This is a genomic window from Caulobacter sp. (assembly GCF_035254145.1).
Classification (GTDB): domain Bacteria; phylum Pseudomonadota; class Alphaproteobacteria; order Caulobacterales; family Caulobacteraceae; genus Caulobacter.
Genome location: NZ_DATFAV010000070.1, coordinates 1 through 20,917, shown reverse-complemented (window position 1 = coordinate 20,917; position 20,917 = coordinate 1). Strand labels below are relative to the sequence as shown.

Genomic DNA, 20,917 nt, shown 5'->3' with positions numbered 1-20,917 from the left:
TTGTCCAGAAGCTTGCGCTTGCGGCTGGCGTCGCCGCCGTAGCACTTGGCGGTCACGTCCTTGCGCAGGGCGCGGACGGTTTCGCGGGCGATGATGCGGCCGCCGATGGCGGCCTGGATCGGGATGACGAACATGTGCTGGGGGATGAGCTCCTTCATCTTCTCGCACATGCCCCGGCCGCGGCTTTCGGCGCGGCTGCGGTGGACCAGCATCGAGAGGGCGTCGACGGGCTCGCTGTTGACCAGGATCGACATCTTGACGAGGTCGCCGGCGCGGTAGTCCTCAAGCTGGTAGTCGAAGCTGGCGTAGCCCTTCGAGATCGACTTCAGGCGGTCGTAGAAGTCGAAGACCACCTCGTTCAGCGGCAGGTCGTAGACGACCATGGCGCGGCTGCCGACGTAGGAGAGTTCACGCTGCATGCCGCGACGGTCCTGGCACAGCTTGATCACGCCGCCCAGGAACTCATCGGGGGTGAAGATCGTGGCCTTGATCCAAGGCTCGGCGATCTCCTCGATCTGCATGACGTCGGGGAGGTCGGCCGGGTTGTGCAGCTCGATCTCTTCGCCGTTGCGCAGCTTGATCTTGTAGACCACCGACGGGGCGGTCGCGATCAGGTCGAGGTCGAATTCGCGGGACAGGCGCTCCTGGATGATCTCCAGGTGGAGGAGGCCCAGGAACCCGCAGCGGAAGCCGAAGCCGAGGGCGGCGCTGCTCTCCATCTCGTAGGTGAAGCTGGCGTCGTTGAGGCGCAGCTTGCCGACGGCGGCGCGCAGGTCCTCGAAGTCGGCGGCGTCGACCGGGAAGAGGCCGCAGAACACCACCGGGACCACTTCCTTGAAGCCCTTCAGGGCTTCGGCGGTGGGCTTCTTCTCGTCGGTGATGGTGTCGCCGACGGCGGCGTCGGCCACTTCCTTGATCGAGGCGGTGAAGAAGCCGACCTCGCCGGGGCCCAGATATTCGACGTCGGTGGCCTTGGGGGTGAAGACGCCGACCTTGTCGATGCGGTGGGTGGCGCCGGTCTGCATCATGCGGACCTGCTGGCCGGCCTTCAGCGTGCCGTCGAAGATGCGGACCAGGACGACGACGCCGAGATAGGCGTCGTACCAGGCGTCGACCAGCAGGGCCTTCAGTGGGGCGTTGGGGTCGCCCTTGGGCGGCGGCAGGCGGGTGACGATGGCTTCCAGCACGTCGGGGATGCCCAGGCCGGTCTTGGCCGAGCATTCGACGGCGTCCGAGGCGTCCAGGCCGATGACGTCCTCGATCTGCGCCTTGACGCGGTCGACGTCGGCGGCGGGCAGGTCGACCTTGTTCAGGACCGGGACGATCTCGTGATTGTTGTCGATGGCCTGGTAGACATTGGCCAGGGTCTGGGCCTCGACGCCCTGGCTGGCGTCGACGACGAGGATCGAGCCTTCGCAGGCGGCCAGCGAACGCGACACCTCGTAGGCGAAGTCGACGTGCCCTGGGGTGTCCATCAGGTTGAGGATGTAGGTCTCGCCGTCATTGGCCTTGTAGGTCAGGCGCACGGTCTGCGCCTTGATGGTGATGCCGCGCTCCTTCTCGATGTCCATGTTGTCGAGCACCTGCGCGCTCATCTCGCGCGCGGTGAGACCGCCGGTGGTCTGGATCAGGCGATCGGACAGCGTGGACTTGCCGTGGTCGATGTGAGCCACGATTGAAAAGTTCCGGATCTTGTCGAGAGGCGTCGAAGTCATGGCGTGCGCATAGCACATTTGGCCCGCTTCGCGAGGGGCGTTGCGGGCGCGGCGTGCGGCGAGGCGGGGCTCATGCTTAACCGCGCGTTAAGTTTGGGGCCGCAAACCCGTCTCAATGGCTTGCAACAGTGTTGCAAATTAACCGACCTGGAGGCCCTGACATGGACCGACGCAAGCTGATCCTTTCGGGCGCCGCCGCTGGCCTGAGCGCCGTGGCCACCGATGTCCTGGCCGAGCAGGATCAGACCAATCCGCCGCCGGCGGGATCGAGCGGCCCGAACTACGAGACGGGCGGCGCCTCGACCTATTCGCGCGACGAGATGGTCCGCGCGACGTCCGACTTCCTGGGCGTCACGGCCGAGAGCGCCGGCGCGGCGATCGAACGAATCTTCAAGGACAAGGGCCAGCCGACCGCCTATGTCGCCGGCGAGGAAGGATCGGGCGCGTTCATCGCCGGCCTGCGCTACGGCCGCGGCCTGCTCTACATGAAGGGCCGACCCACCCTGGAGGTGTTCTGGCAAGGCCCGTCGGTGGGCTGGGACTGGGGCGGCAACGCCAGCCGCGTCTTCACCCTCTGCTATAATCTGCAATATCCCGACGCCATCTTCCGCCGCTTCCCGGGCGTGGAGGGCAGCGCCTATCTGATCGGCGGCCTGGGCGTGAACTACCAGAAGGCCGACGAGATCACCCTGGCCCCGATCCGCGCCGGCGTCGGCCTGCGCCTGGGGGCGAACATCGGCTATCTCGGCTACAGCCGCAAACGCCGGACGCTGCCGTTCTAGAATGGGGCGGCTCAGCCGCCCCACACCTGCCGCAACCGCGCGTCGCGTCCGCAGCCGGTGCGATAGAGGTTGTAGTCCAGCGCGTGACGCTTGGCGTAGTCGCGGTGGTATTCCTCGGCCGGATAGAAGGTCTGCAGCGGCAGGATCTGGGCCTTCATCGTCCCGGTCTTCAGGCGCTTGGCCGCCTCGTCGCGCGACTTCTCGGCGACCGGGCGTTGAGCGGGGGTGACGAACAGGGCGGGGCGATACGACGGCCCGCGGTCGCAGAACTGACCGCCGTCGTCGGTCGGATCGACCAGCTTCCAATAGCGATAGAGCAGAAACCCGTAGTCCAGCTTGGCCGGGTCGTAGGTGACGCGCACGGCCTCGTAGTGGCCGCTTCTCTCGCTGGTGACGTCGCGATAGGTCGGGTTCTTGACGTGGCCGCCGGTGTAGCCACTCTCGACCTTCAGCACGCCGGGGATCCCGCCCATGTCGTGCTCCATGCACCAGAAGCAGCCGCCGGCGAACACCGCGGTCTCGGTCTTCGGCGTAGCGGCGGACGAAGCGCCGGCGCCCAGCAGGGCGAACGCGGCGGCGAGCAGGACGATCAGGCGGCGCATCGAAGTCTCTCTGGAAGCGGACTTGAATTCAGATACGCACGGAACGGCGCAAAGGTTACGCCCGCCAGCCGAAACCGACGCCGCGCACTGATGGACAGGCGGCCAGGCGCGAGGCCAGCGTCTCGGCGCGGGCGTCGCCCTGGTCGTCGATCTCGAGCCTAATGGCCAAGTGCTGGCCCTCGGGAGCGGCGGACAGGGCGCGCAGCCGCGCCTGCTGCACCGAGGCCACGCCCAGCACCCGCATCAGGGCGTCCGGCGTGTCCTCGGCGGTGACGAGGAAGAGGCGACGTTTCTCATCCTCGCGGTCGAGATCGTCGGCTAGGCGCACGGACGCACCCACTGATGCTCGACGCTGGCCGAATTGACGCCCGGCCAGGCGGCGAGGTCGCGGGCCAGCAGGCGGGCGGCCTGGTCGCCCAGGTGGCGCACCTTCAGCGAGGCCTCGACGATCTGGCCGACGGGCTTGAGCGTCAGGCCACACAGCTCGGCGCCGCTGTCGGCCAGGCCCTGGCGGACGGCCTCGAGCGCGCTCGGGGCGTCCTGGGCGGCCAGCAGCAACTGATGAACCGTGACGCCGTCGTGGTCACTGTGGAAGGCAGGTGGAGAAGGCAGGTAGCTCATGGGTGCGGTCCTTGATTTGAGAGACTTGGAGGACCGAAGAAGCGCGCAACAAAAAACCCCGCTCGTGGGAGCGGGGCTTTTTGGAGATCTTGCGATCCTTCGGCTTGAGTGGAGGGTAGGTTCCTACCGCTGCTTGCGCCGATTTTGCCCCGTTCGAATTCGCACGGTTTTAATCTGGTTAATCATGTTCCACATCGCCACCGCGCACGACATCGCGACCACGGCGGTGAGGCCGGTGGCGACGAAGGCGGTAAAGGCGAAGGTCGATTGCATGTGGAAGCGATGAGTCCAGTTAGCGCTTCTTACAGGTAGCGTGACAGCGGGCGGCGCGCAAGGTCTTGCCTGTGAGAGGGGCGATCGGTCGCGGGGAAGGCGGGTTTTGCCTGGCGTGGGGGCGGGGCGCTTAGAAACTAGACAATCCTCCCCCCAAGGCGGGGGGCGGCCGAAGGCCGGAGGGGGAAGCGGCGAGGCCTTTAGAACTTCCCCCTCCGTCCGCTTCGCGGACACCTCCCCCGCTAGGGGGAGGATTTATGGACTACGATCGCAGCTTGCCGCCGGCCTTCTCGACCGCGGCGACGATCTTGGCCGACAGGGCCTCGATCTCGGCGTCGGTCAGGGTCGCTTCGCGCGGTTGCACGACGACCTCGATCGCCACCGACTTGAAGCCCTCCGGCACGCCGGGGCCCTCATAGACGTCGAACACGCGCGCGGCGGTGATCAGAGCCTTGTCGGCGCCGGCGGCGGCCTTCACGAGATCACCCGCCGGTTTGGCCTTCTCGACCAGGAAGGCGAAGTCGCGGGTCAGCGGCATCAAGGCCGAGGGCGAGAAGGCCGGGCGGGTCTTGATCGACTTCTTCTTCGGCTCGGGGATCGCCTCCAGGGTGATCTCGAAGCCGTAGACCGGGCCGGCCACGTCCAGGGTCTTGAGGACCGCCGGGTGGATCTCGCCGAACTCGGCTATCACCGCCTTGGGACCCAGCTGCAGGCGCGCCGAACGGCCCGGGTGCCACCAGGACGAGGCCGAGCCCTGCGCCGTCTGCAGCGAGGCGACCGGCGCGCCTAGCTCTTCCAGAAGGGCCAGGAGGTCGGCCTTCACCGTGAAGACGTCGCCTTGCGCCGCCTTGTCCCAGCCGCGCGGGGCCTTGGGGACCAGGATGGCCGAGACAACCGTGCGCTGGTCGGCCGGGCGATCGCCGTGGAAGGTCGGACCGATCTCGAACAGGGCAGCGTCGGGGAAGCCTTGGCGCGCGTTGCGGCCGGCGGCCTCGATTAGGTTGGGCAGCAGCGACGGGCGCATGCAGTCCAGTTCCGAGGCGATCGGATTGGCCAACAGCAGCTCGGCCTGGCCGCCGCCGAACAGCTCGGCGATCTTGCGGCTGGTGAAGCTGAAGGTGACGGCCTCCGCATAGCCTGCGGCCGCCAAGGCGCGCCGGGCCGTACGAGCCCGGGCCTGCTTGGCGGTCAGGACGCCGCCGACGGCGCGCGGCGACTCGGGCAGGGGCGTCGAGGGCAGGGCGCCGTAGCCGGCGATGCGGGCGACTTCTTCCACCAGGTCGGCCTTGCCTTCCACGTCGCGGCGGAAGGTCGGCGGAGTGACGCAGACCACGCTCTCGGCATGGGTGGCGAACTCGGTGGGCGAGACGTCCTTGGGCGCTTCGATCTTGAAGCCCAGGTCGGTCAGGATCTTCAAGGACCGCTCGGGCTCGATTTCCAGGCCCGACAGTTGGCCGACATAGGCGGGGTCGAACAGGACAGGCTCGGGCGCGGCCGGCGCCTCGCCGACCACCAGCACCTCCGACGGATCGCCGCCGCACAGCTCGATGATCAGCTTGGTGGCCAGCTCGATACCGTCGACCAGCGAGCCGGTGTCGACCGTGCGGGCGAAGCGGTATTGGGCGTCGCTGGCGATGCCGGTGGCGCGGCCGGTCTGGGCCGTGCGGATCGGGTCGAACCAGGCGCTTTCCAGGAAGACGTCCGTGGTCTCGTCCGAGCAGCCAGTGCTCTCGCCGCCCATCACGCCGCCCAGGCCGATCGGCCGCTCGCCGTTCGCATCGGCGATCACCGACATCTCGGGCGTCAGTTCGTAGGTCTTGCCATCCAGGGCGATCAGGTGCTCGTCGCCGTGGACGCCATGGCGGCCCAGGCGCGTCGAGATCTGCGTCCCCGACAGCTTGTGGGCGTCATAGACGTGCAGCGGGCGAGCGCGGTCGTAGGTGATCAGGTTGGTGATATCGACCAGGGCGCTGATCGGGCGCAGACCAATGGCGGTCAGGCGATCGGCCAGCCACTTGGGCGAGGGGCCGTTCTTGACGCCTCGGAAGTAGCGGCCGGCGAACACCGGGCAGGCTTCGCCATCGACCGTGACGGTGATCGGCGACGGATAGGTCCCGGCGACCGGCGCGATCGACAGATCCTTCAGCTTGCCGACGCCGGCGGCGGCCAGGTCGCGGGCGATGCCGGCGACGCCCAGCCAGTCGGGGCGGTTGGGGGTCACTTCGAAGTCGATGACGGCTTCCAGGCCCAGGGCGTCGACAGCGGGTGTCCCGACCGGCAGGGCATCGGGCAGCTCCATGATGCCGTCGCTCTCGGTGGCGTATTCCAGCTCGGCGGCGGAGCAGAGCATGCCGTTAGAGACGACGCCGCGCACCGGCTTCTCGACCAGGGTGACGTCCAGGCCGGGCACATAGGCGCCGATGGGGGCGTAGATGGTGGTCAGGCCCGCGCGGGCGTTCGGCGCGCCGCAGACGATCTCCTTGCGACCGTCGACGGTGTCGACCTGGCAGACCTGCAGGCGGTCGGCGTTCGGGTGACGCGCGGCCTCGACGATCTTGCAGACCGTGAAGGGCTTGAGCTTGGTCGCCGGATCGATGACGTGCTCGACCTCGAGCCCGGCCATGGTCATGGCCGCGACGATCTCTGGGACGGTGGCGGTGGTCTCAAGGTGATCCTTGAGCCAGGAGAGGGTGAATTTCATCGTCGGTCTCTCAAAATCCTCCCCCTCTGGGGGAGGGGGACCGCGAAGCGGTGGAGGGAGGAGTGGCTGCAGACATCGCGCTCACTTCCCCCTCACCCGGCTTCGCCGGGAGCTCCCCCGCGAGGGGGAGCATTGTTTCAGCTCAGGCCCGAGGCGGCATTCGGCGCGGCGAAGGCGCTGAAGCCGTAGTGCGACAGCCAGCGGACGTCCGACGACCACATGTCGCGCAGGTCCGGCATGCCGTATTTCAGCATGCCCAGGCGATCGACGCCCATGCCGAAGGCGAAGCCCTGGTACTCGTCCGGATCGATGCCGCAGGCGCGCAGGACGTTCGGGTGAACCATCCCGCAGCCCAGGATCTCCAGCCAGCTCGTGCCCTGGCCGATCTTGATCTCGCCGCCGGAACGGTCGCACTGCACGTCCATCTCGGCGGACGGCTCGGTGAAGGGGAAGTGGTGCGGACGGAACTGGGTGGTGACCGCGTCGGTCTCGAAGAACCGGGCCAGGAACGTCTCTAGGGTCCACTTCAGGTGGCCCATGTGGATGCCCTTGTCGATCACCAGGCCCTCGACCTGGTGGAACACCGGCGTGTGGGTGGCGTCGTTGTCCACGCGATAGGTACGGCCCGGCGCGATGATGCGGATCGGCGGCTTTTGGCTGACCATGGTCCGCACCTGCACGGGGCTGGTGTGGGTGCGCAGCAGCATCCGTTCGCCGTTCTCCTTCGTGTTGAAGAAGAAGGTGTCGTGCATCTCGCGGGCCGGGTGCTTCGGCGGGAAGTTCAGGGCCGTGAAGTTGTGGAAGTCGTCCTCGATGTCCGGGCCTTCCGCCACGGCGAAGCCCATCTCGGCGAAGATGGCGACCATCTCGTCCATGGTCTGCATGGTCGGGTGGACGGATCCCTTACGGCGGTACGGCGCGGGCAGGGAAAGGTCCAGGGTCTCGCTGGCCAGGCGCGCGTCCAGCTCGGCGGCTTCGAGGGCGGCCTTCTTCTGGGCGATGGCCTCGCCGACCTTGTCGCGCAGGGCGTTGATCGCCGCGCCCTGGGTCTTGCGCTCGTCGGGGCTCATCGCGCCCAAGGTCTTGAGCAGGCCCGAGATCGAGCCGGTCTTGCCGACGGCGGCCACGCGGACGGCGTCTAGCGCTTGCAGATCGCCAGCGGCCGCCACTTGGGCCAGCACGTCGGCTTCGAGAGTGTTGAGATCGGTCATGACGGGCATCCGTCTAGAGGATTTGGTCGCGGGGGAGTAGGGGAGCGCGCAGCAAAAAGCCCTCCGGTTCGCACCGGAGGGCTTTTCAGGATCGAATGAGTTCAAAAACTCAGATGTCCTTTAGGCCAGAGCGGCGCGAACCTTGTCGGCGATGGCCTTGAACGCAACCGGATCGGCGCCGGCGATGTCGGCGAGGACCTTACGGTCCATCACGATACCCGCCACGTCCAGGCCGTGGATAAATTGCGAGTAGGTGAAGCCTTCCAGACGAGCGCCGGCGTTGATGCGCTGGATCCACAGCGAACGGAAGGCGCGCTTGCGCACCTTGCGGTCGCGGTAGGCGTACTGGCCGGCCTTGTCGACCGCGGCCTTCGCCGTACGGATGGTGTTCTTGCGGCGCCCGTAGAAGCCCTTGGCTTGCTCGAGAACCTTCTTGTGCTTGGCGTGGGCGACGACGCCCCGTTTAACGCGAGCCATGTGTCAGCGCTCCTCTTAAAGGCCGTAGGGCAGGTAGGTGCGGATGATCTTGGCGTCGGCCTCGCTCATCACCTTCGTGCCGCGCTGCTGGCGGATGTACTTGCCATTGTGACCGATCAGGCGGTGGCGCTTGCCGGCGACGCCGGCCTTCAGCTTGCCCGTGGCGGTCAGTTTGAAGCGCTTTTTGGCGCCCGACTTCGTCTTCAACTTCGGCATTTCGCGTCGGAGCTTGCGCCCCGTCCTCTGGAAGCATGACGAACCGCCATGGCATGCCAATGGCCAGGCGGTTCCGGAAAGGCGGCGTTGCTACAGGAAAGAGTCGCGGCTGGCAAGGGTCAGCCGCGTGACGGTCCGAAAGTATGATGGTTTCGACGCCGCCACACGGCCAAAACTACGCGGCGTTCTTGGTCCGATGCACGATGGTTACGGCGAAGGCGATGGCCGGGATCATCAGCGCCGCGCCCAGCCAATAGGGACCGCCGGCCGCCAAACCGAACAGCGGACCCGCCGTCAGAGGACCGCCGATGCGGGCCAGGGACCCGGCCGCCATGTTCAGGCCCAGCATCTGGCCCTGCCGATCATGAGGACTGGCGCGCGAGATCAGGGCCGCGACGCACGGAAAGACCAGAGACTGGCCGAAAGCCGTGCAGCCCACCGCCACGATGGCCAGGCCGGGATGCGGCGCGAACGGCGTGGCGAAAAGGCTGAGCGCGATGATCGAAAGCCCCGTGGTCAGCACTGGACCCTCGCCGAAGCGGCGAGCCAACCGACCGGTCAGGACGCCCTGGCCCAGCGAGGCGATCACGCCGATGACGGCGAAGCACAGCCCGACCTGACGCGGCCCCCAGTCGAAGCGGACGTTCGCCCAGAGGCCGAAGATCGACTCCATGCCCGCGAAAGCCCCGGTCGAGACCAGGGTGACCAGCAGCACGCGGGACAACACCGGGTGCTCGGCGGCCTGGGCCAGGGCCTCCATCCGTCCCTGTTGCGGCAAGCCCGGGGCCGAGGGGCCGCGGCTCTCGGTCACGAACAGGACGACGCCTGCCGCGGCGGTCGCGGCCATGCCGGCGGCGACGAACAATGGGATCTGAAAGCCCAGCTGGCCGGCGTTGGGATGGGCCAGCAAACCGCCCAGCGACGGGCCGATGACGAAGCCGGCCCCGAACGCCGCGCCGAGCAGGCCCATGCGGCCCGCGCGCTTCTCCGGCGGCGTCACGTCAGCCATGTAGCCCTGAATGGTCGAGATATTGCCGCTGCCGAAGCCGCCGACCAGGCGGATGGCCATGGCGGTCCAGATGTCGGGCGCGAAGGCCAGGGCGGCATAGGCCACGGCGTTGGCCAGGATGGTGACGATCAGCACCGGCCGCCGTCCGATCCTGTCCGACATCCGCCCCCAGAACGGCTCGCCGAAGAACTGGCCCAGGCTGTAGGCGGCGAACATCGTCGTCACCTGCCACGGCGCGGCGCTCAGGGCCTTGGCGTAGAACGGCAGCAGCGGAATGACCACGCCAAAGCCCACCAGGTTGACGAAAACAACCAGGAGCAGGACGGCCAGGGCGCGGGTGCTGTGACGGGGCTCGGACATCAGGACGCGCGGTTTACCGTCGAACCTCCCGCTTGGCGACCGCTGTTATCGTCACTCCGGCGGATTGTGCTTTTCGAGGAAGGCGACGGTCTCGGTCAGCATCTGCAGGCGCGTGGTTCCGCTGGACAGCCAGTGGTCCTCGCCCTTCAGCGTGATGAGCTCGACGGGTTTGCCGGCCTTTTTCAGCGCCTCGGCCATGATCTGGCTCTGCTCGATCGGCACCACGGTGTCCTGCTCGCCATGGATCAGGAGGATCGGGATATCGGCCTTGGCCGCCTGGGTCACGGGCGAGATCGCGTCGAGGTCTGGCTGTTTGTCGCCGCCAACGCCCATGAAGCGCAGCCAGTAGCGCGGCGACGTGGCGGTCTTCAGGTCGCGGGCGTCTGGGTCGGCGCGGAGCAGCCGGTCGAGGTTGGCGGGGCCGGTCCCATAGGCGGGGCAGGAATCCCTCCGAGACCCGATCGACTGGTAATTGGTCTGGCAGGTGCGCCCGGGGTGGGCGACCGCGTGCTCAATTCGCTTCAGGTCGGAAGGCCCCGCCACCGAGACAGCGCAGCGATAGACGCCCGTGCCCGAAGTCGCGCCGGCCAGCGCTGCGTAACCGCCGTATGATGCGCCGACGATGCAGACGCGCTTGGGGTCGATCACGCCTTCGCGGGCGAGGGCGAGGACGCCGTCGGAAAGGTCCGTCTGCATCTTGCGGCCCCACTGGTCGAAGCCGGCGCGTACGAACTCAGCGCCATAGCCATCGGAACCGCGGAAGTTGGGGCGCAGCACCGCGTAGCCGCGAGACGCCAGAGCTTGGCTCCACCAGTCGAATCCTAGCGTGTCGCGACCTTCTGGTCCCCCGTGCGGCAGCACGATCAGGGGCAAGTTCTGCGGGGCGCGATCTTTTGGGAGCGTCAGATAGGCATTGATCTTGAGACCGTCGGCCGCGTCGTAGCGGACCGTCCGCACCGGCGAGATTTCCGCGGGGCTCAGTCCCTTGTAGACCGGCCCGAGCGGTAGGGCCTGACGCGTATTGAGGTCGACAAAATAGAAGTTGAGTCCCTGCGTCGGCGAGTCGACGCGCACCACGAGGCGGCGACGGTCGTTGGACCAGGACTGCAGCGCGACGCGATCCGTCTTGAACGGTTTGGTGACGGTCAGCCAAGCCCGCTGATCCTCGGCGTCGAAGAAGCGATAGACGAGGTCGTCGCCCTCGTGCCCGTAGCCTCCCAAGAGCTTCTGGCTAACGGGGTCGTGAAGGAGGCCGCTATAGGCCATCTCGTCGGGAAGGGTCTCCGGCGGCGAGTCTGGACGGTACTCCGTCAACACCTGCTGATCGCCTCGGCGCCAGACGAGGACGGATTTTCCGTCACGTCCGAGTCCCGCGACGCCATAGGATCCCATGGGCGCGTCGGCCTTCTCGATGGTCTTCCAGTTCGAGCCGACCTTCATCAGAAGGCTCCAGCGACCCGCGCTGCTGTCGTAAAGGCTTTGGGCGAGAGGCTCGCCATTGGCGTCCACGAGCCAGGCGTCCGAATCGAAGCGCGCGCCGTGATCCAGCATGCGTAGCGCGCGCGTCCGAAGATTGATGCTGAACAGGGTGTCGGCTCCCACGCCACGCATGAAGCGGACGCCTTCCAGGAACACCACCGTTTCCCCTTTGATCGTACGGACCTGGGGCTGTCCGACCACGATGTTCATGGCGTTGTTGCTGGATTCCAGGAGGGTGCGTTGGCGATCCATCTTCAGATCGAAGTCGCTCAACGTGAAATATTCCCGGGGGCGTCCCTTCATGTACATGCCCTCGGTGCTCATCGAGGACAGCAGCAGCACATGGTCTTCGCCGGCCCAGGTGACGCCGCGAAGCTTGTGGGCGCCCACCGCCACCCCGGTGATGCCGCCGCCCAATGTCTTGCGCACGGTCAGGTAGCGGTTGTCGCCGTCCGTCGTGATCACCGCGAGCTTGGACCCGTCCGGCGAGATCTGGACGTCCTCCACCATGGGGAGCGCGCCATAGAGACTGAGGTCCGTCTTGGGCGAGGCCTTAGCCTCCACGCCGAGAAGGAAAAGAGTAGAGCCTAGCGCGAGCAAAGACCTGAACATGGACACTCTCCTCAGCCCAGAGAATTCTACTCTGGAGGGAGTTGATGTCCATCGCTATTCCCGGCTGCGAGGGCGTCGCGCCGTTCCGTTAGTCCGGCGGATTGTGCTTTTCGACGAAGGCCACCGTCTCGGTCAGCATCTTCAGCCGGGTGGCGCCGCGCGAGAGCCAGTGGTCCTCGCTTTCCAGGGTGACGAAGGCGACCGGTTTGCCGGCCTTCTTCAGGGCGTCGGCCATGGCCAGGCTCTGATCGTAGCGCACGATGGTGTCGTCCTTGCCGTGGATCAGCAGGATCGGGATCTCGACCTTGTCGGCCAGCTTGGCGGGGGAGATGGCCGCGAGGTCCGGATCCTTGATCCCGTCCGCGCCCATGAAGCGCAGCCAGTAGCGCTGGGCGGCCGACATCTCGCCGTTGTGGGAGTCCCGGACCGAGAGCAGCATCTTCTTGAGATCCGAAGGGCCCGCCACCGAGACCGCGCAGCGATAGACACCGGGATCCAGCGTAGCGCCCGCGAGCGCCGCGTAGCCGCCGTAGGAGGCGCCGACGATACAGACGCGCTTGGGATCGACGATTCCCTGTTTGGTGAGGTCGCGGACGCCGTCGGACAGATCCGTCTGCATCTTCTTGCCCCACTCACCGAAGCCCGCCTCGACGAAGTCCCATCCAAAGCCCTCGGAGCCTCGGAAGTTGGGCTGCAGCACCGCATAGCCGCGCGAGGCCAGGGCCTGGCTCCACCAGTCGAAGCCTGGCGTGTCGCGGCCCTCCGGCCCGCCGTGCGGCAGCACCACCAGCGGCAGGTTCTTCGGGGCGCGCCCCTTGGGCAGGGTGAGGTAGCCGGTGATCTCCAGGCCGTCGGCGGCCTTGTACTTGATCGGGCGCACCGGTGAGATCTGTCCATCGACGCCCGTGTAGACAACGCCCAACCAGTCGGCGCGCTTGGCGTCGAGGTCGACCAGCGCATAGGCGGGCCCCTCGGTGGCCGAATCCACCTCGACCACCACGCGTCGCCGGTTCTTCGACCAGGAGGCCAACGTGATCCGGTCGCCCTTGAAGGCCTTGGTCACCGCATCCCACGCCTTCTGGCTGGCGGGGTCGAAGAAGGTGTAGGTCAGATCGTCGCCTTTCAACCTATAGCCGCCCACCAGGCCCAGGCTGTCGGGATCGTGCAGCAGGCCGCTGAGGTCGAGGTCGCCGGGCAGGTCCGCATAGTCGCCGACGCCGCGATATTCGCGCAGGATGTCGGTGTGGTCGTCGTCGACGCGCCAGACCAGCACCGACCTGCCGTCGCGTCCAAAGCCCGACAGGCCGTAGGAGCCCATCGGCGAGGCGGCCTCGTCGACTGTCTTCCAGCCCGAGCCGATCTTCATCCGCAGGCTCCAGCGGCCTTTCTTGCCATCGTAAAGCGACTGAGCCACGGGCTCGCCCGCGCCGTCGACCAGCCAGCCGTCGGTGTCCGGACGGGCGATGCTGTCCAGCATGCGGGTGTGGCCGTCCTTGAGATTGATCCGATAGAGTGTGTCGACGCCCACATTGTCGACGAAGTGCACGCCTTCGACGAACACCACGGGCTCGCCGTCGATCATCCGGACCATCGGCGTGTCCAGGATCACGTTCATCGAACTCGGCTGCGAGCGCAGGAGGAGGGTCTGCTTGTGGGTGACCAGGTTCAGGTCGACCGCCATCAGGTATTCCCGGGCTGGACCTCGCAGGTCCATGATGTCCGCCGTCTGGGAGGACACCATGATGATGTGATCCTCGCCCGCCCAGATGACATTGCGGAGCTTGGTCGTCCCGGCCTTGACGCCGGTCAGGAGTTTGCCGTCGAGTTTGCGCACCGCCAGGAAGCGCTCCTCGCCGTTCGTCAGGATCACGGCGAGCTTCTCGCCTTCCGGCGAGAGTTTCACCGCTTCGATCTGCGGGAGTTGGCCATAGACGGCCAGACCAGGCTTCTCGGCGCCGAGCGCGGGACCGGAAATCAGAGCGAAACAGACCGCGGCGGCGGCCAGCAAGGACTTGAACACGCGAAACTCCCCGACCCGAGCCAACTCTACCAAAGGCTGCGAAGCTGTCGAGACGCTCGAATGGTGACCTGGCGCGAAACGAAACCGGCGCGAAACAAAAAAACGCCCCGGCCGCGAGGCCAGGGCGTTTTTCGTGTCTACCCGTGATGTGAGCCTAGCGCGGCGCCAGGATCATGATCATCTGCCGGCCTTCCATGCGCGGCTCGTATTCGACCTTGGCGACTTCGTCGAAGTCGGCCTTGACCTTCTGGAGCAGCTTCATGCCGAGCTCGGGGTGAGCCATTTCGCGACCGCGGAAGCGCAGGGTCACCTTGACCTTGTCGCCTTCCTCGAAGAAGCGGAACATCGCCTTGGCCTTCACTTCGTAGTCGTGAATGTCGATGTTCGGGCGGAGCTTGATCTCCTTAAGCTCGACCACCTTCTGCCGCTTGCGCGCCTCGTTCTTCTTCTTCTGCTCCTGAAACTTGAACTTGCCGTAGTCCAGGATCTTGCAGACGGGAGGATTGGCGTTCGGAACGATTTCAACCAGGTCCAGGCCAGCCTCTTCGGCCGCTTCCAGGGCGGCGGACGTCGGCATCTCGCCTTGCTTTTCGCCATTCTGGTCGATCAGCAGGACGCGCGGGACACGGATTTCATCGTTGATACGCGGCCCATCCTTGACGGGCGGCGTTTGCATAGGACGGCGAATAGGGCGGCTCCGGGGCAGTTGTAAGGGGATAGCTAAACGTGTTCGCGCCGCGCTGGGCGCGCCGCGAGAAACTGATATATGACGCGCCGGCCGCGCTCTATCAAGCGAAGGCGGCCAAAGAGACGCCGACGGACCGAGTTTTTTCGGCCGGGACGGACGAACGGGCGGAAACGGCGAGGCGGGGACGAGTTCCTCCTGACGAAAACGCCTGTCCAAATCTGATGAATCCGCACCGCCACACCGCCATCGAGGACATTCACGCGCTCCTGATCGGCTCCAGCTTCATCGCCGTGGGCCTCACCCTGCTGAAGGCCGCGGGACTGGTCACCGGCGGCGTCGCCGGGGTGGCGCTGATCGTTTCCTATCTGAGCGGCTGGCCGGTGGGCGTGGTGTTCTTCGTGCTGAACCTGCCGTTCTACGTCCTGGCCCAGCGTACGCTGGGCTGGATCTTCACGCTCAAGACCTTGGCGACGAACCTGCTGCTGGCCGCTTTCGCCTTCGCCATGCCGCATTGGCTGAAGGTGACCGGGGTGGACCCGGTCTTCGCCGCGATCTTCGGCGGCACGATCATCGGCATGGGCATTCTGGCCCTGGCCCGGCACCGCTCCAGCGTGGGCGGGATCGGGGTGCTGGCCCTCTATCTGCAGGAACGACGGGGAATCAGCGCCGGCAAGGTGCAGATGGCCGCCGACTGCGTCGTGGTGGGGGCGGCCTTCTTCACGATCAGCTTCGACAAGCTCTTGCTATCGGTCGCCAGCGCCGTGGCCCTCAGCGCGGTGATCATCGCTAACCACAAGCCAGGGCGCTACGCGGGGTACTGAGCTTCGGGATTTCAGCGCGTCGTCAGGGCGATCGCCGCGCTGGCGACGGTGCTGACCGGCAGCGCCTGCAGGTCGTGCGAGCGGATCACCGTCACGTGGCCGCGCGGGGCGCAGAGGTCGGGGTCGGAGGCGTCGGAGAAGAGGGCGATCGTCGGCGCGCCGGCGGCCGCCAGCAGGTGAGTCGGGCCGGTGTCGTTGCCGACCGCGAGCGCGGCCTTGGCGCCGAGCACGGCCAGCTGGGCGAAGTCGGTGCGACCAGTCAGGTCTCGCGCGCCGCCGACGGCCTTCTGGATATGGCGAGCCATCGCGCTTTCCTGCGGTCCGCCGATGATGATGATGTCCAGCCCGCGCGGCTTCAGCAGCGACGCCAACTGCGCGTAGAACTCGACGGGCCAGCGCTTTTCAGGACGATGCGCCGAGCCGCCCGGCACCAGAAGCACATAGGGCTTGGGGGCGTTCGCGCCGGGAACCGGACGAGTCTCCTTGGACTTGCGCAGGATCCAGGACAGGTCCGGCGGCGGGGCGGCGCCCGGCTCCGTGGGGGCGTCCGGCCAGATCCCAGCCGCCTTCAGCTGGTCGGCCTGACGCTCCAGGGTGTGCATGCGCAGGCGAGCCTTGCCCTTCTGCGGTAGGGCGCAGCCGAAGGCGATCCCACTCCATTGCGGCGGGAAGGGGCGCAGCAGTTGGAAGTACCAGTTGGTGCGGTTGTTGGTCTGCAGGTCGTAGATGCGGTCATAGCCCGCCTTCCGGATCCGGCTGATCATCGCCATGGTCTCGCTGAAGCCGCCGGGGCGGCCATCCGTTTCGACCAGGTTGAAGTACGGGCTGAGCTTGGCCAGCGCCTCGAACGGCGGCGTGGTCAGCAGGGTGATCTTGGCCTTGGGGTGCGCCTCGCGGATCTTCTTCATCGCCGCCAGGGCCAGGACGAAGTCGCCCAGCGCGCCCAGCTTGATGACCAGGACCTTTTTGATCTCCTTGCTCAAGACGAACGCTCCAGGGACCGCGCTTCCAGCACGCGCGCATAGACGTCGAGGGTCGCTTCGCACATCGCGTCCACCGAATACAATCGCCGAGCCCTGGCGCGCGCGGCCTGGCCCATGGCCTGACGCCGCGCCGCGCCGGCTTCGCACGCGACCAGCAGCGCGTCGGCCCAGGCCCGGGCGTCGCCGGGCGTGACCAGCCAGCCGGTTTCGCCGGGGAGGACGGTTTCGCGCGTCGCGCCGTGATCGGCGGCCATCACTGGGCGACCCATGACCTGGGGCTCCACCGCGGTCCGGCCGAAGGCTTCCGGCTCCAGCGAAGGCGCGATCGCGACGTCGGCCAGCAGGTAGGCGGCCGGCATGTCGTCGCAGTGGCCGACCAGCTTGACCCGGTCCTCGAGGCCGGCGGCGGCGATGGCCGCGCTGAGTTCGGCGCGGTAGCCCTTGCGACCCTGGTCGTCGCCGGCCAGCAGCAGCAGCACGCGATCTTCGCCGCGCGCCTTCAGGATGGCCATGGCCTCGACCAGCAAGGCCTGACCCTTCCAGCGCGTCAGGCGCCCGGCTAGCAGCACCTTCAGCCGCCGCTCGTCCGTCGCGACACCCCACGCCTTGCGCAGGGCCTCGAGCCGGTCGGCGCCGACCACGCCCGGCTCGAAGCGCGACAGGTCGACGCCGCGCGGAATGGCGACCACCTTTTCGGGCGCCACGCCATGCTCGCGGATCACGTGCTCGCGGGTGTATTCGGAATTGGCGATGACCAGGTCCCCCTTGGTCATGACGGCGTTGTACCAGCGCTTGAGGTTCGACCTGGCGTTATAGACCCCATGGTAGGTCGCCACGAAGGGCGTCTTTGTCGAATGCGCTGCCCAGAGCGCGCTGAACGCCGGCGCGCGCGAGCGGGCGTGCACCAGGCTGACCTTCTCGCGCCGGATCAGGTCGATCAGCCGCGCGGCGTTGCCTAGCATGACCAGGGGGTTCTTGGACTGGGCCGGCATCTGGGCCAGGCGCGCCCCGTCGGCCGTCAGGCGCGCGGCCATCCTGCCGCCCTTGGTCGCGACCAGGGCCTTGCCGCCTTGCGCCACCACCGCATGGGCGACATCAATCGTGGTCTGCTCGGCGCCGCCGGTCTCGAGTTCCGGCGTGACTTGCAGAAGGGTGAAATCGGCGGGTAGGTCGGGCACGCGACTCTCGCGGAAACAACGCGGTTTTAGTTAGCGAAAGGATCGAGGCGACGCCATGACCGAATCCCGAGGCGCCCTGACGCGCGAAGACGGTTCGAAGCTCGCCTTCCGGCGCGTCGACGGCGAGGGGGCGACCGTTGTCTGGCTGGGCGGCTTCCATTCGGACATGACCGGGACCAAGGCGCAGGTGCTGGCCGAACAGGCCCAGGCGACCGGTGGATCCTATGTGCGCTTCGACTATTTCGGCCACGGCCAGTCCGAGGGCCAATTCAGGGACGGCACGATCACCCGTTGGCGGGAAGACGTCCTGGCGGTGATCGACGAGCTGACGGCGGGCCCGCTGGTCCTGGTCGGCTCGTCGATGGGCGGCTGGCTGGCCTGCTTGGCGGCGATCGCCCGCCCCGATCGGGTAAAGGCGCTGGTGCTGATCGCCCCGGCGCCCGACTTCACCGAGAAGCTGATGGAGCCGGAGTTGTCGGATGAGGCCAAGGCGGCCATCGCCCGTGACGGCTTCTGGGTCCGGCCCTCGGAGTATGACGACGGCGGCTACGCCATCACGCGCGACTTGCTGGAAGATGGGGCGCGGTGGTCGATCCTTCCCGGACCCGTGCCGATCGACGCGCCGGTTCGCGTGCTGCAGGGCGGCGGGGACCCTGACGTTCCCTGGACCCACGCGCTGGAACTGGCCAACGCCCTGACCTCGCGGGACGTCGTCTTCAGTTTGATCAAGGATGGCGACCATCGGCTCTCGCGGCCGCAAGACCTGGAGCGCCTGGTCGCCGCCGTCGCCGAGGCCAAGGGCCTGGCCGAGCCGGAGGAGGGCGACCTCGTCTCCCGCCGCCTGGCGCGGGCCGCGCGCCTACGCAACGCGGCGGGGCTGGAGGCCGTGGGAATCACGCCACGCCTGCCGGCGACCGACGACGAATAGTTGGCCTTCTCAAAAATTCCACACACCGATCTCCCGGCGAACGCCGGGGTCCAGATTCATCTGGAGCGGCTGGGGATGGAGGCTCGTGGGTTCGATCTGAATGCCGGCAGTCGCCGGGAAGGTCGGATTTGGGATGAAGTCGAAGGACTATGATCGACCCGTTGCAGACATTGCTCCCGGCAACCCCGAGGCGTAGCCTCGCTGGCGCGAATTTGGGAGGACCGCTGATGTTCCCGATGTGGGTGTATCTCGCCGTTGCGCTCGCGATTGCGGGAACCGCTTTCGTTATCGCGCAATTCGCTGAAGGGCTCGGTACGGTGTTCGTGATAGGAGCGACCACCATGTGGGCCGCCTTTTGCACATACCACGGCGCAAGAAGACGCTAGCAGTAGCTGGCCGCATCCCACCCGTAACCCTTAACCCCCCGCTTTCAGGATCCCCGCCAACCCCTCGCGGTAGGTCGGATAGGCTGGACGCCAGGCCAGTTCCGCCTTGGCGCGGGCGTTCGAGACGCGCTTGTTCTCGGCGTAGAAGCGGCGGGTGGCGGGGGACATGCCCAGGGCGTTGAACGGCAGGTCCGGCGGGACGGGGACGCCGAGCAGCTTGGCCGCGTGCTCCATCACGTCCTGGGGCGGAGCGGGCTCGTCGTCGACGAGGTTGTAGACGCCGCCGGCGCGGGGCCGATCCAGCGAAGCCAGAAGGCCCGAGACGATGTCGTCGACGTGGATTCGGCTGAACACCTGGCCGGGCTTGACGATGCGGCGGCCTTCGCCGGCTCGCAGGCGGTCAAGCGCGCTGCGCCCTGGGCCATAGATGCCGGGCAGACGGAAGACGGTCACCGTCAGCCCCATGCCGCGCCCGACCTCCTGCCAATCGCGCTCGGCGCCCACGCGGCGCGCGCCCTCGACCGATTGAGCCTTCAGCGGTGAGGTCTCGAACACCCAGCGCCCTTCGAAGTCGCCATAGACGCCGGTCGTCGACAGGTAACCGATCCAGTCCGGAAAGGCCTGGGCCTGGGCCAGAGCCGGAACGATCGACTCCAGGGCGGGGCAGCCGTCGGGGCCAGGCGGGGCGGTGACCAGGATCGCTTTGACCCCTGTCAGGGCCCGCGCCATGGCGTCGCGATCGGCCGGATCGACGGGCGTGATTCCCTGGGCTCGCAGCGCCTGGGCCTGCTGCGCGCTCCGCGCCGTGGCCGCGACCTCCCACCCACGCGCCTTCAAAACGCTGGCGAAGGCTTCGCCGACATAGCCCAGACCGAACACAAAGAGACGCAACGCTCGAACTCCGCCCCCAGAAAAACCCGACCAGAACCCGTCCGGATCAAGCCTCGTAAAAAAGCCGCTCCGCAACCCCCCAAAGGGCGCTTGCAAACCGCGAAGCGCTCTGCCATAAGCCGCCTCCTCGTCGCGGGGCGCTCTTCGAAGCCCCTCCGATGCGGGCGTAGCTCAGTGGTAGAGCGCCACCTTGCCAAGGTGGATGTCGAGAGTTCGAATCTCTTCGCCCGCTCCATTCTCCCGGCTTCCGGGCGGTTGGATGAGACCATATCTCGCGAATAGCGCGGGCGTAGCTCAGTGGTAGAGCGCCACCTTGCCAAGGTGGATGTCGAGAGTTCGAATCTCTTCGCCCGCTCCATTCTCGGAACCCCATCCGAATATTGGACAGATCAGACGCCGTTCCGCGCGGCGTCGAGTCGCGCGCCGCCGAGGGTTCGCCTAAGCTCGCCGTCATGATCCGTAACCGCTCCTGGCGCGCCGGCGTGGCCGGCGTCTGTCTCGCCGTCATGATGGCCTCGGCCGCATGGGCGGGCCCCTCCGACACCTTGACCGGGCTCGTCGCCCGCTACGAGGCCCTGGGAGATCCCAACGAAGATCCGGATTCCGGCGGCTCGGCGGACGCGCGCTGGCGCCTGCCCGACGTTTCGTCCGCCGCCGACGCCGATCGGACCGCCAAGCTCAAGACGATCAGGGAGCAGCTGCTGGCGATGGACCTCAAGGGACTGTCCGAGCAAGAGCGGCTGACCCGGGAGCTTCTGCTGTTCAGCCTGGGCGAGCGGATCGAGGCGGCGAGCTTCGACGAGTCGCGCATGCCGTTCAGCAGCGACGGCGGCTTCGACCTCCTGATGCTGTACCGCGCCGCCGGCATGACCCTGCGGACCGAGGAGGAGGCGCGGCGCTGGATCGCCCTGCTCAATGCGGCCCCCGGCTGGTACGCGGCCAATATCGACAATGCTCGCCGGGG

At 67.2% G+C, this 20,917-nt stretch carries 20 protein-coding genes, 2 tRNA genes and 1 pseudogene; 6 read left to right on the top strand and 17 right to left on the bottom strand.

What is annotated here, in order from left to right; genetic code table 11:
• Positions 1 to 1,715, bottom strand: a 1,715-nt coding sequence (gene lepA, locus VJ655_RS03940; RefSeq protein ID WP_324098515.1) for a translation elongation factor 4, incomplete at its 3' end; no start/stop codon positions are given.
• A 161-nt stretch (positions 1,716 to 1,876) separates the two neighbouring features.
• Here lepA and VJ655_RS03935 point away from each other — a divergent pair.
• Positions 1,877 to 2,497: a DUF1134 domain-containing protein gene (locus VJ655_RS03935; RefSeq protein ID WP_324098513.1), complete on the top strand. Its 621-nt coding sequence runs from the start codon at positions 1,877 to 1,879 to the stop codon at positions 2,495 to 2,497.
• An 11-nt stretch (positions 2,498 to 2,508) separates the two neighbouring features.
• Here the strand turns inward: VJ655_RS03935 and msrA are convergent, their stop codons facing one another.
• From msrA to infC, 12 genes are all read right to left on the bottom strand, one after another.
• Complete coding sequence (msrA, locus tag VJ655_RS03930; RefSeq protein WP_324098511.1) at positions 2,509 to 3,099, bottom strand: peptide-methionine (S)-S-oxide reductase MsrA; 591 nt, start codon at positions 3,097 to 3,099, stop codon at positions 2,509 to 2,511.
• Between the two features lie 55 nt (positions 3,100 to 3,154).
• A complete protein-coding gene (locus VJ655_RS03925; RefSeq protein WP_324098509.1) occupies positions 3,155 to 3,439 on the bottom strand; it encodes a hypothetical protein in 285 nt (94 codons plus the stop codon).
• Entirely contained in the window at positions 3,418 to 3,720 is a 303-nt protein-coding gene (locus VJ655_RS03920; RefSeq protein WP_324098507.1) for a hypothetical protein, read from the bottom strand. The genes VJ655_RS03925 and VJ655_RS03920 overlap by 22 nt, the downstream gene beginning before the upstream one ends.
• Positions 3,721 to 3,843: 123 nt before the next feature.
• Entirely contained in the window at positions 3,844 to 3,993 is a 150-nt protein-coding gene (locus VJ655_RS03915; protein ID WP_324098504.1) for a hypothetical protein, read from the bottom strand.
• A 262-nt stretch (positions 3,994 to 4,255) separates the two neighbouring features.
• Positions 4,256 to 6,694, bottom strand: a complete 2,439-nt coding sequence (gene pheT, locus VJ655_RS03910; RefSeq protein ID WP_324098502.1) for a phenylalanine--tRNA ligase subunit beta — start codon at positions 6,692 to 6,694, stop codon at positions 4,256 to 4,258.
• Between the two features lie 137 nt (positions 6,695 to 6,831).
• Positions 6,832 to 7,905, bottom strand: a complete 1,074-nt coding sequence (pheS, locus tag VJ655_RS03905; protein ID WP_324098500.1) for a phenylalanine--tRNA ligase subunit alpha — start codon at positions 7,903 to 7,905, stop codon at positions 6,832 to 6,834.
• A 120-nt stretch (positions 7,906 to 8,025) separates the two neighbouring features.
• Positions 8,026 to 8,382 (bottom strand): 50S ribosomal protein L20, encoded by a 357-nt coding sequence (gene rplT, locus VJ655_RS03900; protein WP_013080315.1) that lies wholly within the window; start codon positions 8,380 to 8,382, stop codon positions 8,026 to 8,028.
• A gap of 15 nt (positions 8,383 to 8,397) precedes the next feature.
• A complete protein-coding gene (gene rpmI, locus VJ655_RS03895) occupies positions 8,398 to 8,598 on the bottom strand; it encodes a 50S ribosomal protein L35 (RefSeq protein WP_013080314.1) in 201 nt (66 codons plus the stop codon).
• Between the two features lie 175 nt (positions 8,599 to 8,773).
• The gene (locus tag VJ655_RS03890) at positions 8,774 to 9,967 is read right to left on the bottom strand and encodes an MFS transporter (RefSeq protein ID WP_324098496.1); all 1,194 of its coding nucleotides are present in this window, start codon (positions 9,965 to 9,967) and stop codon (positions 8,774 to 8,776) included.
• 51 nt (positions 9,968 to 10,018) lie between these two features.
• Positions 10,019 to 11,956: a S9 family peptidase gene (locus tag VJ655_RS03885; RefSeq protein ID WP_324098493.1), complete on the bottom strand. Its 1,938-nt coding sequence runs from the start codon at positions 11,954 to 11,956 to the stop codon at positions 10,019 to 10,021.
• Positions 11,957 to 12,146: 190 nt separating this feature from the next.
• On the bottom strand, positions 12,147 to 14,078 hold the full coding sequence (locus VJ655_RS03880; protein WP_324098490.1) for a S9 family peptidase: 1,932 nt from the start codon (positions 14,076 to 14,078) through the stop codon (positions 12,147 to 12,149).
• A 154-nt stretch (positions 14,079 to 14,232) separates the two neighbouring features.
• Complete coding sequence (gene infC / locus VJ655_RS03875) at positions 14,233 to 14,754, bottom strand: translation initiation factor IF-3 (protein ID WP_324098488.1); 522 nt, start codon at positions 14,752 to 14,754, stop codon at positions 14,233 to 14,235.
• Positions 14,755 to 14,987: 233 nt separating this feature from the next.
• On the opposite strand from infC, the gene VJ655_RS03870 reads away from it, so the two are divergent.
• The gene (locus VJ655_RS03870; protein WP_324098481.1) at positions 14,988 to 15,587 is read left to right on the top strand and encodes a YitT family protein; all 600 of its coding nucleotides are present in this window, start codon (positions 14,988 to 14,990) and stop codon (positions 15,585 to 15,587) included.
• Positions 15,588 to 15,598: 11 nt separating this feature from the next.
• On the opposite strand, the gene VJ655_RS03865 is transcribed toward VJ655_RS03870, so the two are convergent.
• Together VJ655_RS03865 and VJ655_RS03860 are read right to left on the bottom strand one after the other, a co-directional pair.
• Complete coding sequence (locus tag VJ655_RS03865; protein WP_324098473.1) at positions 15,599 to 16,570, bottom strand: glycosyltransferase family 9 protein; 972 nt, start codon at positions 16,568 to 16,570, stop codon at positions 15,599 to 15,601.
• A complete protein-coding gene (locus VJ655_RS03860; RefSeq protein WP_324098469.1) occupies positions 16,567 to 17,748 on the bottom strand; it encodes a glycosyltransferase family 4 protein in 1,182 nt (393 codons plus the stop codon). Before VJ655_RS03860 ends, VJ655_RS03865 begins: the two co-directional genes overlap by 4 nt.
• 55 nt (positions 17,749 to 17,803) lie before the next feature.
• Here VJ655_RS03860 and VJ655_RS03855 point away from each other — a divergent pair, with 55 nt between their 5' ends.
• Positions 17,804 to 18,676: an alpha/beta hydrolase gene (locus tag VJ655_RS03855; RefSeq protein ID WP_324098466.1), complete on the top strand. Its 873-nt coding sequence runs from the start codon at positions 17,804 to 17,806 to the stop codon at positions 18,674 to 18,676.
• 31 nt (positions 18,677 to 18,707) lie between these two features.
• Here the strand turns inward: VJ655_RS03855 and VJ655_RS21020 are convergent.
• Together VJ655_RS21020 and VJ655_RS03850 are read right to left on the bottom strand one after the other, a co-directional pair.
• A pseudogene (locus tag VJ655_RS21020) lies at positions 18,708 to 18,804 on the bottom strand (hypothetical protein); the annotation flags it as partial.
• A 288-nt stretch (positions 18,805 to 19,092) separates the two neighbouring features.
• Positions 19,093 to 19,953, bottom strand: coding sequence for an SDR family oxidoreductase (locus VJ655_RS03850; RefSeq protein WP_324098463.1), 861 nt, complete (start codon positions 19,951 to 19,953; stop codon positions 19,093 to 19,095).
• Positions 19,954 to 20,113: 160 nt separating this feature from the next.
• Here VJ655_RS03850 and VJ655_RS03845 point away from each other — a divergent pair.
• The 3 genes from VJ655_RS03845 to VJ655_RS03835 all read left to right on the top strand — a co-directional run.
• Positions 20,114 to 20,188, top strand: a tRNA-Gly gene (locus VJ655_RS03845).
• A 48-nt stretch (positions 20,189 to 20,236) separates the two neighbouring features.
• Positions 20,237 to 20,311: transfer RNA gene (locus VJ655_RS03840), tRNA-Gly, on the top strand.
• 94 nt (positions 20,312 to 20,405) lie between these two features.
• Positions 20,406 to 20,917: DUF885 family protein (locus VJ655_RS03835; RefSeq protein WP_324098460.1), on the top strand; the 512-nt coding region annotated here is incomplete at its 3' end.

Bases quoted from the DNA above. Each gene is read 5' to 3' on its own strand.
- VJ655_RS03915 (WP_324098504.1), bottom strand. From the start codon at position 3,993: ATGCAATCGACCTTCGCCTTTACCGCCTTCGTCGCCACCGGCCTCACC.
- VJ655_RS03890 (WP_324098496.1), bottom strand. From the start codon at position 9,967: ATGTCCGAGCCCCGTCACAGCACCCGCGCCCTGGCCGTCCTGCTCCTG.
- infC (WP_324098488.1), bottom strand. From the start codon at position 14,754: ATGCAAACGCCGCCCGTCAAGGATGGGCCGCGTATCAACGATGAAATC.
- VJ655_RS03855 (WP_324098466.1), top strand. From the start codon at position 17,804: ATGACCGAATCCCGAGGCGCCCTGACGCGCGAAGACGGTTCGAAGCTC.
- VJ655_RS03885 (WP_324098493.1), bottom strand. From the start codon at position 11,956: ATGGTGGAGGACGTCCAGATCTCGCCGGACGGGTCCAAGCTCGCGGTG.
- pheS (WP_324098500.1), bottom strand. From the start codon at position 7,905: ATGACCGATCTCAACACTCTCGAAGCCGACGTGCTGGCCCAAGTGGCG.
- VJ655_RS03870 (WP_324098481.1), top strand. From the start codon at position 14,988: ATGAATCCGCACCGCCACACCGCCATCGAGGACATTCACGCGCTCCTG.
- rplT (WP_013080315.1), bottom strand. From the start codon at position 8,382: ATGGCTCGCGTTAAACGGGGCGTCGTCGCCCACGCCAAGCACAAGAAG.
- rpmI (WP_013080314.1), bottom strand. From the start codon at position 8,598: ATGCCGAAGTTGAAGACGAAGTCGGGCGCCAAAAAGCGCTTCAAACTG.
- VJ655_RS03920 (WP_324098507.1), bottom strand. From the start codon at position 3,720: ATGAGCTACCTGCCTTCTCCACCTGCCTTCCACAGTGACCACGACGGC.
- pheT (WP_324098502.1), bottom strand. From the start codon at position 6,694: ATGAAATTCACCCTCTCCTGGCTCAAGGATCACCTTGAGACCACCGCC.
- VJ655_RS03935 (WP_324098513.1), top strand. From the start codon at position 1,877: ATGGACCGACGCAAGCTGATCCTTTCGGGCGCCGCCGCTGGCCTGAGC.
- msrA (WP_324098511.1), bottom strand. From the start codon at position 3,099: ATGCGCCGCCTGATCGTCCTGCTCGCCGCCGCGTTCGCCCTGCTGGGC.